General features: G+C 61.2%; 9 protein-coding genes. 8 read left to right on the top strand and 1 reads right to left on the bottom strand.

Annotated features, from left to right (window positions below):
- Positions 1–18 precede the first annotated feature (18 nt).
- On the bottom strand, positions 19–3,357 hold the full coding sequence (locus KBI52_RS30370) for a M10 family metallopeptidase C-terminal domain-containing protein (RefSeq protein WP_210812662.1): 3,339 nt from the start codon (positions 3,355–3,357) through the stop codon (positions 19–21).
- Between the two features lie 933 nt (positions 3,358–4,290).
- Here KBI52_RS30370 and KBI52_RS30365 point away from each other — a divergent pair.
- The 8 genes from KBI52_RS30365 to KBI52_RS30330 all read left to right on the top strand — a co-directional run bounded on the left by KBI52_RS30365 (position 4,291) and on the right by KBI52_RS30330 (position 12,771).
- The gene (locus tag KBI52_RS30365; protein ID WP_173949461.1) at positions 4,291–4,938 is read left to right on the top strand and encodes a FadR/GntR family transcriptional regulator; all 648 of its coding nucleotides are present in this window, start codon (positions 4,291–4,293) and stop codon (positions 4,936–4,938) included.
- Positions 4,935–6,107: a PLP-dependent transferase gene (locus KBI52_RS30360; protein ID WP_210812661.1), complete on the top strand. Its 1,173-nt coding sequence runs from the start codon at positions 4,935–4,937 to the stop codon at positions 6,105–6,107. The genes KBI52_RS30365 and KBI52_RS30360 overlap by 4 nt, the downstream gene beginning before the upstream one ends.
- 64 nt (positions 6,108–6,171) lie before the next feature.
- On the top strand, positions 6,172–7,434 hold the full coding sequence (locus KBI52_RS30355) for a sugar ABC transporter substrate-binding protein (RefSeq protein ID WP_210812719.1): 1,263 nt from the start codon (positions 6,172–6,174) through the stop codon (positions 7,432–7,434).
- A gap of 63 nt (positions 7,435–7,497) precedes the next feature.
- Positions 7,498–8,430 (top strand): carbohydrate ABC transporter permease, encoded by a 933-nt coding sequence (locus tag KBI52_RS30350; RefSeq protein WP_173949342.1) that lies wholly within the window; start codon positions 7,498–7,500, stop codon positions 8,428–8,430.
- A gap of 10 nt (positions 8,431–8,440) precedes the next feature.
- Positions 8,441–9,280, top strand: coding sequence for a carbohydrate ABC transporter permease (locus tag KBI52_RS30345; protein ID WP_173949341.1), 840 nt, complete (start codon positions 8,441–8,443; stop codon positions 9,278–9,280).
- 11 nt (positions 9,281–9,291) lie between these two features.
- Positions 9,292–10,386: an ABC transporter ATP-binding protein gene (locus KBI52_RS30340; RefSeq protein WP_173949340.1), complete on the top strand. Its 1,095-nt coding sequence runs from the start codon at positions 9,292–9,294 to the stop codon at positions 10,384–10,386.
- Positions 10,387–10,463: 77 nt separating this feature from the next.
- Complete coding sequence (locus KBI52_RS30335; protein ID WP_173949339.1) at positions 10,464–11,570, top strand: branched-chain amino acid ABC transporter substrate-binding protein; 1,107 nt, start codon at positions 10,464–10,466, stop codon at positions 11,568–11,570.
- Between the two features lie 169 nt (positions 11,571–11,739).
- Positions 11,740–12,771 (top strand): proline racemase family protein, encoded by a 1,032-nt coding sequence (locus KBI52_RS30330; protein WP_210812660.1) that lies wholly within the window; start codon positions 11,740–11,742, stop codon positions 12,769–12,771.
- Positions 12,772–12,802 lie beyond the last annotated feature (31 nt).

The following is a 12,802-nucleotide window of genomic DNA, read 5'->3' as shown; positions in this document are numbered from 1 at the left end:
GCCCCACCAGGGTATGGGTTAGATGATGACGAAGTCGGTCGCCGCAACATTCAGATTCTTGCTCAGCCGCGCAAACTGAACGGCTGCACCCTGTCCCGACCCGTCGGCGTCGTAGAACAAAGCCCCGCTATCGGTATCGTAGATGATCCGATCGTCGGCGTCATGAGCAACGCCCGCCTTGCTTTTGTGGAACGCCCCCAGGGCGAGAGCGCCATCGCCACCCACGTTCCCGAAGACGAGGTTGTCCAGCAGGAACGTATCATCGCTGACCTTGAAGTCCTTGATCCGGTCGACGTTGCCGTTCCCGAGCGCCGTCGAGAAGCGGAAGCTGTCCTCTCCCGCGCCGCCGGTGAGCGTGTCGGCTCCCAGACCGCCGTCCAGCAGATCGCTGCCGCTGCCGCCGTCGAGCCGGTCCGACCCTGCAACGCCCGGCTGAGCCGGTGCAGGGGGAAGCTCGACCGATACGTTCACCTTATAGGTCGAGCCTTGCGGCACAGATTCGGCCCAGCCGTCTCCCGGCACCGTATCTGACCAGCTGCCTTCCAGGATGTAATAGGTTCCGGTCTCTTCGACGACGTACACCAGACTCGAGTCTCGGCCGGTCGTAGAGCCGGGGTCGCTGCCGCCGTCATCGTTCTGAGCGACGATTTCGCCGTTGCTGTCGAGCAGCCTGAGCCAACTGTCATGGACATTCGGATCGGCGATTCCGTCGATGTCGATCGTGATGACGGTGCCGGCCGCCAGCTCGATCTTGTAGAATCCACCCTGGCCGTTTCCGGTCGCATTGACAGTCGTGTGGAGGGTCGTGGTCGAATCGAAGATGTCGGGATCGCTCGCGAGGGAGAAGTTGTTGGAGATGTCGAACGCGGTGGCGAACGAGTTGTTCGTCGCATCAGGTCCCAGCGTGGCGTAGCCGGTTCCGAGTCCCGGGCGAGGGGGCGCGTCGCCCTGATATGCGAAATCGCCGAGCAGTGTGTCGTCGCCCCGGCCGCCGTCGATCACGTCGTTCCCGCCCTGGCCGGTCAAGACGTTGGCCGCGCCGTTGCCGGTTAGCCGGTCGTTATGGCCGGAACCTGCGAGGTTCTCGACGGACACATAGGTATCGCCACCCGATCTGCCTCCCGCGAGGGTGAGCCTGACGCCGCTGGACGCGCCGGCGTAATCCGCCGTGTCGCTGCCGGCTCCGCCGATCAATCTGTCGGCACCGCCGCCACCGGTCAGCGTGTCGTTGCCGGCACCACCCGAGAGCTCATTGGCCTGCGCAGTGCCGATGAGATGGTCGTCGAAGGACGAGCCGACGGCATTCTCGAAGCCGGCAAGAATATCGTGCCGGATCGTCGTGCCCCGGCCGACGATCTGCACCGGACCGTCAGCGTCGCCGCCGCTGGCCGTGCCATTCGCAAGATCGATCGTGACGCCATCGGAGCTGCCTGTGTAGACGACCGTGTCGTTGCCAGAGCCGCCATCCAGGTAATCCTGACCGGCGCCGCCGATGATCGTATCGTCCCCGGCTTCTCCATACAGGATGTCACCGTCGTTGCCACCATCCAGGATGTCGTTGCCGCCGCCGCCGTTGAAGTAATCGCCGCCGCCACGTCCCCAGAAGTGGTTTGCCGCGGATGTTCCGATGAACCGATCGATGCGATCGTCGGAGCCGATCAGGTTCTCGATACTGTCGAACGTGTCACCCGACGCGGTGCCGCCGCTGGCGGTATTCGTCGCCAGATTGACGAGCAGCTGGAAAGGGCTTTCCTTGCTGTAATCGACCGTGTCGATGCCCGCGCCGCCCCTGAACACATCCACGCCGTCCTGGCCGCTCAGCATGTCGTCGCCGTCGCCGCCATCGAGGATGTCATTGCCCTGGCCACCGAGAAGGGTGTCGTTGCCGCGGCCGCCGTAAAGGGCATCGTTGCCGTCGTCGCTTTCGGTCCGGTCTTCGAGATCTTCGACATCGATCGTGTTGTTGATATCGCGGCTGGCGAGCGAATCGCGGCCGCCGATGATCAGGTCGTCGCCTCCTTGGCCAAAAATCGTGTCGTCCCCGGCGCCTCCATCGAGGGTATTGTTTCCATTGTCGCCGAAGGTAATGCTGGTCAGCGTGTTGTCGCCGGCGCCGGGCGGGGTCTCGCTGCCGCTACCGGGCTGAGTGGTCGACACGTCGGCGTAGATGATGCTTTCGACGTTGGCGATCTTCCTGATTCTCAGATCCCTGGAGAGGAGGATGACCGTGTCATTGCCTCCATTGAGCTCCTCCCGGACGATATCGTCGAGAGAATCAACGAAATAGATGTCGTCGCCTCCGTTGCCTGCCATTCGGTCGCTGCCGCCTCGTCCGTCCAGAACGTTGGCGCCGTCATTGCCGATCAAGATGTCGTCATACGCACTGCCAACGCCGTTCTCGATGTAATAGTCGGTTCTATCCGCGTTGTGCCCTGCGAAGATCGACACATTGTTGCTGTGGCCGTTGACGCTCGAGAAGTGTCCGGCACGCAAGTCGAGGATTGTCCCCGCTGTCGAGCCGGAGAAGTCGACCGTATCGGTCCCGCCAGTGTCATGGATCGCGAAGCCGATGTCATGGCGCATGCCCGAGGAGGTCAGTTGATAGGAGAGTTGCGTGCTGCCGAAGCCGTAGACGTTGTCGCCCGTGTTGAGATCGATCTGCTGGTAGGTGCGCACTCCATTGGCATCGACCGTCGAGAAAAAGCGGCGAATGACGGCTTCGATGTCAGCCATCAGCGGCGTCGAGGCGGACCAGCGGCTGGTCTCGCCGACATCGATCCCATCGAAATAGGACATGACACTGTATTGCTGGCGATCATAAGTCCAGGTCGCGTTGTTCAGATAGTTGATCTGCACGCCGCCTGGGCCGCTGTAATTGTAGAGCCCGGGATGATTGAGGCCGAATTCATGGCCGAACTCATGGATGAAGGAGTCGAAGACGTAACCGCCGACATCCGTTTTGTTGGGTTCCGTGTCATGGAAGCGCTGACCGATGCTGACATAGCGATTGCTCGAATAGGCGCTGCCTTCGTCCGGCTGTCCCAGCTCTGGACTAACGACTTCAATCCAGTCTGTGGCTCTGTTGAATGGCGCGTCGTCGACGATCTCGAATTTCAGGGGAGTGACAGAGGACCACGCTTGCAAGGCGCCGATGGCGGCAGCCTTGTAGTCAGGGTGATCATTGAGCTCGTAGACGTTGATCCTCAGCGTTCCTGCAGCGATCGCCGGCGTGAGACTGCGGTTCAATGCGCCTAGATAGCTAAGAAAGGACTCATAGTCCTCGCTCTTGCCATAGGGGTTGTCCGGTGTCTGATCGTTGACCCACCACTGATCGCTCGCTTGGCTGGGATTCGGCATCTTGGGGTTCCTCTCTCACGACTGTGCGCTGTTTCCGCGACACTGGTTTGAAGTTATCAATTCCCCCCAGGCAGGTTGGCGCCTGCCCGTCAGCGCTTTCACGCTTGGCAGATAATGTGTCCGGAATTTTTGTGTTGTCTACCCCCAAGGGGTTACACATTTTAGGCTAGCGAACGTCGGCAGACATTCATGGCATGTGACCGTCGAGATGGAACTCGGAAGCGAAAAATATCCGAACATGGAGTAAGCGACTGGACCAATTAACTTATGCTCTGCGCGAACCGGGGAGATCTTCGAAACTTGGCCGGACTGTTGCGCCGCAGGACCGCAGAAGCATGGATTTGGCGCGTTATGATCGACTGGTCAGATGTCAGCACCAACGCCCGCCGGAGTTGATGTTTGTAATCTGATGCACACCGACACCCGATCACACTTTCGATCTGCCGAGCGCCGAGCGATGTCGGCGGATCTGATTGGAAAACCCTGTTAATCCTTCGACGCGCTGCGATACACTGTTTCAATCGACAGAGCGGATCATCTGAGCCGCGGAACGTTTGGGCTCGAACGCCTGACGCGTGCCGCTCACCTGTCGAAACGAACATGCCTTCGAGGCCGGCACCCATCGTGCGCCGTCGTGTACCCGAAGCGCTTTGCCTGGCACGCGACATCGAACAATCACCGTCCCGCTCAATGTCCCTTACACCAGGTCGCGAGACGAACTCCGGATCATCCATATGTCGCCCATTGCAACGCGGAGCAGTCCCGTCACGCCTTGACAATAGGCTGGCCCTGATCCAGCTTCGAAGTTGTCAGACCAATTCCGAAGGGTATCGCCTTCGGGCAGTTCACCAGAACATGCGAGGTCGGAGCAGAATGGACTCGGAATGGGGAACTCAGGTGCGCCGCACCACATCTGCCCGCACGTCAGGCGCGATGCAGGCGATCGCCGAGTACATCGGCCATTCGGACCTGCAGCCCGGAGATTGTTTGCCTCCGGAGCGTGAGTTGATGGCTGAGCTCTCGGTCGGGCGTTCCACAATCCGAGAGGTTATCCGTCATTGGCAGGCTCTCGGAGTCGTCGAGAGCCGCAGGGGCAGTGGCACCTACCTCCTGCGTCGAATCTCACCCGAGACCATGCACCTTCCACTGGCGGTTGACAGCGGGCAGAACGGCCTTCTCCAGATGCTGGAGGTTCGCCGTGGCCTGGAAGTCGAGGCAAGCGCCCTCGCGGCGGTACGGTCTGGAGCTGCCGATCTCGAGCGGATCGAGTCTAAGCTGCTGATCATGGAGTCCGTTCACCGCGAGAAGGGCTGCGCTGGTCCCGAGGACCTGGCATTTCATCTCTCGATCTATGACGCCAGCGGCAATCCCATCTTCAACCAACTCCTGTCGCAGATGCGGGAAAGTGTGCAGATGCTGTTCGGCATGTCGCGCGTTCGTGTCGATTTCGCCGCCCGTTCCTTTCCGGTTCATCGCGAGCTGTTCGAGGCCATCGCGGCCAAGGATCCGGACGCAGCCCGCTCCAAGACGCTTTCAATCCTCGCCATCGTTGAGGAGGACATCAAGGACATGATCAGATGAACACCTCCGTGGATCCGTTGGCCCGCGCCATGGCCATCCTTGCCCATGATAGCGAGCACGCCTACGAGGCTGTCGTGCCGCCGATCGCGCAAACCTCTCTCTTCACCTTCAGCTCCTATGCCGAGATGGAAGAAACCTATCGCGGACAGAAGGTGCGCCCCACCTACACCCGTGGCCTCAATCCCACGGTTCGTCTGTTCGAGGAGAAAATGGCCGCTCTGGAATGTGGGGAGGATGCGATCGGATTCGCCAGCGGCATGGCGGCCATTGCGTCAGCCGTCCTGGCATTCGTCCAACCGGGCGACCGGATCGTATGCGTGGAGCATGTCTATCCCGACGCGTACCGGCTCTTCCAGACCTACCTCAAGCGGATGAACGTGACGGTCGACTATGTGGATGGTCGTGACCACGACGCGGTGCGACGCGCTCTGCCCGGGGCAAGGCTCTTCTACATGGAGAGCCCGACGAGTTGGCTCATGCATGTCCATGATGTGGCAACGCTTGCCAGGGTAGCCCGCGAGAACGGCGCGATCTCGATCATCGACAACAGCTGGGCGAGTCCCATCTTCCAGCAGCCGCTGACCCTCGGAGTCGACCTCGTGGTCCACTCCGCGTCGAAATACATCGGCGGCCACAGCGACGTGGTGGCAGGCGTCCTCGTGGGCTCGGGAGGGCTCATCGGAGAGATCCGATCCCGCATTTATCCCTACCTCGGCGGCAAGCTATCCCCGTTCGATGCATGGCTCCTGCTGCGTGGTCTTCGCACCTTGCCGATCCGCATGAGAGCGCATGAGGCAGCGGGTCTGCACGTGGCGCGTGAACTCGCGAAGCGATCGGACGTGGTGGCGGTCTATCATCCCGGCCTGAGCAATGGGCTGCTCGACGGACTGCAAGGCACATCCGGCCTGTTCTCTTTCGAGTTCGACGGCAGCGTCGACATCGCCCGGTTCGCGGACTCACTCCGGTTTTTCAAGCTCGGCGTGAGCTGGGGCGGACATGAGAGCCTTGTGGTGCCTGCTCAGGTGGTCCGTGCCCAGGCGGCAGGGCCCAATTCGGCGATCGATTTCGGCGTCTCCGCTCGTGTCGTGCGGCTTCATGTGGGCCTTGAAGGCCAGGATGTCCTCGTGGCCGATCTCTCACAAGCCATCAGGGAGGCGAAGATGAGCTAACCAAACTGTCGTCAGGAGCGGTCGAACACGTTCGAGACAAGATCAAAACAGAGGGAAGACCATGATCCAACGCCTACTGCTCGCTACTGCGCTCGCCACGACCTTCGCCGGCAGCGCTCTTGCCCAAACCACCCTGAAGCTCACCGAAGTCATCACGAGTCCTGAGCGGACAGAAACGCTCAAGGGTATCGTGAAGGGCTTCGAGGAAGCGAATCCCGGCGTGAAGGTGGAAATCACGTCTCTGCCCTGGAGCCAAGCCTTCGAGAAATTCGCCACCATGGTGTCCGCCGGCGATACGCCTGATGTTGTCGAGATGCCGGATCGGTGGCTTTCACTCTACGCCAACAACAGCGCCCTGGAGAGCCTCGAGCCTTACCTGAAGGCTTGGCCCCATACGGGCGGTCTGAACGAGAGAGCCCTGGAGGTCGGTCGCAGCGTCAAGAATACCGCCTACACGATACCCTACGGCTTCTATTTGAGGGCCATGTTCTACAACAAGAAGCTCTTCGAGCAGGCCGGCGTGAAGGAGCCACCGAAGACCCTCGCGGAGTTCGAAGAGGTCTCCAAGAAGGTTTCGGCCATTCCGGGCAAGTACGGGTACTGCCTGCGGGGTGGCCCCGGCGGCCTGAACGGTTGGGTGATGTTCGGCGCCACGATGGCCGGCGACAACTCGTTCTTCAAGCAGGATGGAACCTCGACCTTCGCAGATGACGGATGGGTGCAGGGCCTCGCCTATCTCACTGATCTCTACAAGAAGGGTTACGCTCCGAAGGACAGCGTGAACTGGGGCTTCAACGAGATCGTCGCAGGGTTCTATTCCAGCACCTGCGCCATGCTCGACCAGGATCCTGATGCGCTGATCGCTATTGCCGAGCGCATGAAGCCGGAGGAATATGGAGTCGCGCCTTTCCCGAAGGGCCCGGCAGGCAAGGCCTTCCCGACACTGGGTTATGCCGGTTGGTCTATGTTCGCGAACAGCAAGAACAAGGAGCTGTCCTGGAAGCTGCTTGCTGCGCTCGCTGGCCCCGAAGGCAATATCGCCTGGAACAAAAAAACGGGTGCGCTGCCGATCTACAAGTCGGCCGAGAACGATCCGTTCTATTCCGGCCCACAGTTCAAGGGGTGGTTCGAGGAACTGGCAGACAAGAACGTCGTGCCGACCATCATGCCAACCTATCTGCAGGAATTCGCCTTTTTCGCCGACTCGCTTGCGGTGAAGACCAGCCAGCAGGCTCTTCTTGGCCAACTCGCTCCAAAGGACATGGCGGCACAGTGGGCCGATTACATGACGAAGGCGCAGAAAAAACACCTCGCCTCGAGCAAGTAATCCGGATCGGCGCGGCTTCTGAGCCGCGCCGTCCACCTGATTTGTCCCGCCAAGGAGCGCCGCATGTCAACGATGCCCTTATACGAGGAGGCTGCAGGCCGCCGGCGCGCGCCTCTGAGTCGGTTCGTGGCAGGCCTCGAGCCTTACCTGTATATCGCTCCCTCCGTCATCCTGATTGCGGTCATCATGCTCGTGCCGCTGATCATCGGTTTGTCCTACGCCTTCCGGGACATGCAGCTGATCAACCCTTTCAGCGGCGGCTTCGTCGGTCTTGAGCATTTCCAAACGCTTTGGACGGATGCGGCGTTCTGGCTGTCTATGAGGAACACGCTTGTTTGGACCTTGGCTTCGGTCGTTCTGCAATTTTCTTTCGGCCTCGTATTGGCACTCCTCCTCAACAATGCTTTTCCGGGGCGTGGCGTCATCCAGGCATTGGTCTTTCTGCCCTGGGCGGTGCCGACGTTCCTATCGGGCCTGAACTGGGCCTGGCTGTTCAATCCTGTCGTCGGCCCCCTGCCGCACTGGATGGCGGCCCTCGGAGTCCTGCCTGCTCCCGAGAACATTCTGTCGGATCCCCATCTCGCGATCTGGGGACCGATCGTCGCCAATGTCTGGTGGGGTATCCCGTTCTTCGCCATCACGTTGCTCGCGGCCTTGCAGTCGATCCCGCAAGACATTTATGAAGCGGCTGCCATCGATGGCGCCGGCGCCTGGCGGCGCTTCATCGACATCACCCTGCCGTTCCTGGCGCCCACAATCGCGATTACGGTCATGTTGCGGACCATCTGGATTGCGAACTTCGCCGATCTCATCATCGTGATGACCAATGGCGGACCCGCTGATCAGACGCAGATTGTTTCGAGCTACATCTTCACACAGGCATTCCGGCGCCTCGATTTCGGCTATGCATCCGCGATCGCGATGGTGCTGCTTGGGATTCTGCTGGCCTATTCCTTCGTCATCATCCTGATGCGGCAGTCCCTGCTGAGACGATGAGGGGAGCCCTATGACATCCTCCGCCCGCAGCACTCCGTACTGGATCCTTCACTATGGGCTGCTTGCCCTCTACGTCGCTTTTGCGCTGTTTCCCCTCTACTGGCTGCTCAAGGTATCTGTCACACCGAACGATCTCCTCTACAGCGAGGGTATTCGGCTCTGGCCATCCCGTTCCTCCCTGGCACATTACACTTTCGTGCTCGCGCATAGTGACTTTCCGCTGTTCTTCAAGAACAGCCTGATCGTCTCGGGCAGCACGGCCGTCGTGGTAACGCTGATCGCTGCTCTTTCGGGCTATGCCATGTCGCGCTTCGATTTCCGCGGCAAGATGTGGCTCGTCGGGCTGATGCTCATCACCCAGATGTTCCCGCTCGTGATGCTGGTGGCTCCGATCTTCAAGCTTTTCTCGCCGTTCGGGCTCACCAACAGCCTCACCGGTCTCGTCATCGTCTACACGGCCTTCAACGTGCCGTTTGCGACCTTCCTGATGCAGTCGTTCTTCGACGGGATCCCGAAGGATCTGGAGGAGGCTGCGATGATCGACGGTGCTTCGCGCTTCCGCGCCTTCCGACAGATCATCCTCCCGCTCACCCTGCCGGGCATTGCCGCAACCCTGGGCTTCGTTTTCACGGCAGCCTGGAGCGAACTGCTCTTCGCGCTCATGCTCGTGTCGAAGGCCGATGCGAGCACGTTTCCGGTCGGTCTGCTCAGCTTCGTATCGAAGTTCTCCGTCGATTTCGGGCAGATGATGGCGGCCGGCATCCTGGCCCTGATCCCCGCATGTCTCTTCTTCCTTCTCGTTCAACGCTATCTCGTCCGGGGTCTGACAGCGGGCGCGGTCAAAGGCTGAGGGTTACCATCATGGCTTCCATCGATATCCAGGGTGTCGGCAAGTCCTATGGGGCCGTGCCTGTCCTTCACGAGGTTGACCTGTCGATCCAGGATGGGGAGTTCGTTGTGCTGGTCGGGCCTTCGGGATGCGGCAAGTCCACGCTCCTGCGCATGATCGCAGGACTGGAGGGCATCACCCGCGGGGACATCCGCATTGCCGGGAAGGTTGTCAATGAACTGGCGCCGAAGGACCGGGACATCGCCATGGTGTTCCAGTCCTATGCCCTCTACCCGCACATGACGGTTCGCGACAATATGAGCTATAGCCTCAAGTTGCGAGGAACGCCTTCGGAGCGAATGGCCGAGGTCGTGAATGCGGCCGCCTCCAAGCTGGGGCTCGAGTCCTTCCTTGATCGAAAACCTCGTACCCTGTCGGGAGGACAGCGGCAGCGCGTCGCGATGGGGCGCTCCATCGTGCGCAAGCCGAAGGCGTTCCTGTTTGATGAGCCCTTGTCCAATCTCGATGCGCGTCTTCGCGAACAGATGCGCGTGGAGATCAAGAAGCTCCACCGGGAGCTCGGCACGACATCGATCTATGTGACCCACGATCAAGTGGAGGCCATGACGCTTGCGGACCGTATCGTTGCGATGAACGCAGGCGCCGTCCAGCAGGTCGGAACGCCGCTCGATCTTTACGAGCGCCCCGCGAACCTCTTCGTTGCCAGCTTCATCGGGTCGCCTGCCATCAACGTGCTCGACGGCACCCTGCATTGCGACGGCGAACGTCGGTTCATCACCCTTGGATCAGGCGAGAAGATGCCGGTCTCCGATCATCTACAGGGTCGACATGGCCAAGCCGTGAGGGTCGGGGTGCGCCCTGAGGACGTTCAGGTTTCGACAGGGGGGGACGGCGATCACATGGGCCAAATCGAGCTGGTGGAGCCGATGGGGCTGGGGACAATCCTCCATATCAGAACCGCCTGTTCCGCTCTGAAGGCATTCGTGCTGGAGCGGGCGCATTACCAGATCGGCACGGACGTTGCCTGTAGCCTGCCCGCGGCCAAGCTCCACATTTTCGATGCTCGAACAGGTCAACGGCTTCCGGATCAGGCCGTCTCTCCTTAGAAAGCGCGGATTTCTCTGCTTTGAGTGGCGGGACCTTGCCCAGTGTCTGGCACGCAGCCCCAAGGAGGAAAGTTCCAATGGCCATCAAACACCTTCGGATGCTCCTGCTCTCTACCGCCCTGCTGATCGGCTCCGCCCCGGCTTTCGCCCAGATCAGGATCGCCGTCGCCGGTCCGATGACCGGGAGCTCGGCCACTTTCGGCGACCAGATGAAGAACGGCGCCCAGGCAGCCGCCGATGCCGTCAATGCGTCCGGCGGCGTGCTCGGACAACAGCTGGAGATCGTCGCCATGGACGACGCCTGCGATCCCAAGCAGGCGGTCTCAGTCGCCAACAAGGTCGTCGGCGAGGGCATCAAGCTCGTCTTCGGGCACTTCTGCTCCGGCTCGACCCTCCCGGCCTCGGAAGTCTATGACGAGGCCGGCATCACCAGCATCACGGTATCCAGCAACCCCAAGGTTACCGAGCGGGGCATGAAGACGATCTTCCGGATCACCGGACGCGATGATCAGCAGGGACCGACCGCAGCCGATTACGTGATCAAGAATCTGTCCGGCAAGAAGATCGCCCTTGTGCACGACAAGAGCCCGTTCGGCACCGGCCTTGTCGGAGAGGTCAAGAAGAAGCTTGCCGAGGGGAAGCAGTCGGTCGTGGTGGAGGCCGGCATCAATCCTGGCGAGAAGGACTACACCGCGCTGATCACCCGCCTGAAGACGGCCGGCGTCGAGGTGCTGTTCTTCGGCGGCTATCATGCCGAGGCCGGTTTGATCCTGCGCCAGGCGGCCGACCAGGGCCTCAAGCTCCAACTTATCGGCGGCGATCCGATCTCGACCCAGGAACTCCTCTCGATTGCCGGACCGGCCGCCGAGGGCACGTTGTTCACCTTCGGCCCCGATCCGCGCAAGGACCCGGCCGCGACCGACGTGGTGAAGGAGATGCGGGCCAAGAACATCGAGCCGGAGGGCTATGTGCTTTATGCCTATGCGGCCGTCCAGGTCCTTGCCGACGCGCTCAAGAAGGCCGGCAAGGTCGATGGCCCGGCGGTGGCCAAGGCCATTGCGGCGAACACCGTCCCAACGGTGGCTGGGCCGATCGGCTTCGATGCCAAGGGCGACAACAAGCAACCGGGTTTCGTGGTCTATCAATGGAAGGGCGGCAAGGCGGACTATGCCCCGGGAACCTAATCCCGATCGGTCGGTCCCATCAGCGGCGCCCACAAAAAGGGCGCCGCATTCCTTTCCTCATGACAGTGGAGCCGACCGTGCTCCTTTCATAGAGGCCGCACAAAACCGGAGTCCCGAAGCCCTGCTACTCAGCCCCTGAGCTTATGCCATCTTTTAAGGAAACCGAACGATGCGTTCCTCGAAAATCATCCATGTGGTCAGTTGCCATGCCGAAGGCGAGGTGGGTGACGTGATCGTCGGTGGTGTCGCGCCTCCGCCCGGAGAGACCGTGTGGGAACAGTCGCGGTGGATCGCACAGGACAAGACGCTGCGGAATTTCGTTCTCAACGAGCCGCGCGGGGGCGTCTTCCGCCACGTAAATCTGCTCGTTCCCCCAAAGAACCCCAGGGCGCAAATGGGCTGGATCATCATGGAGCCGGAGGACACGCCTCCCATGTCAGGCTCGAACTCGATCTGCGTGTCGACCGTGCTGCTGGACAGCGGCATCATTCCAATGACCGAACCGGAAACCCGCATGGTCCTGGAGGCTCCCGCTGGGTTGGTGGAGGTCGTCGCGGAGTGCCGCAATGGCAAGGCTGAGCGGATCACAGTCACGAACGTGCCGAGCTTCGCCGCCAGGCTCGACGCGACGCTCGAAGTGCCGGGGCTGGGGACGATGACGGTCGATACCGCCTATGGCGGCGACAGTTTCGTCGTCGTCGAGGCCCAGACGCTCGGCTTCAGGCTCGTTGCGGATGAGGCCCGCGCGCTGGCCGAGATCGGCATCAGGATCACCAATGCGGCCAACGAGCAACTGGGCTTCTCCCATCCTGAGGACACAGGATGGAACCACATCTCCTTCTGCGCCTTCGCGGGGCCCCTTTACCGGGAGGAGGGACGGCTGATGTCGCGCTCGGCGGTCGCCATTCAGCCGGGCAAAGTCGATCGGTCGCCGACCGGCACGGCGGTGTCGGCCCGGATGGCAATCCTGAACGCCCGCGGCCTGCTCAAGGAAGGTGAGACGCTGACCGGCGTCTCGATCATCGATACCCAATTCATCGGCAGGATCGTGCGCGAGACGACGGTGGCAGGACAGAAGGCGATCATTCCGTCGATTTCCGGACGCGCATGGATCGCCGGAACCTCCCAGCTCATGCTCGACCCGTCCGACCCATTCCCTGGAGGGTACAAGCTGTCCGACACTTGGCCGATGCTCAGGTAGGGCGACCCTGGACAGCCAGACTTATGGTCCG

Source organism: Microvirga sp. HBU67558 (assembly GCF_018069605.1).
Classification (GTDB): Bacteria; Pseudomonadota; Alphaproteobacteria; order Rhizobiales; family Beijerinckiaceae; genus Microvirga; species Microvirga terrae.
This window is presented reverse-complemented; position numbering and strand designations above follow the sequence as displayed.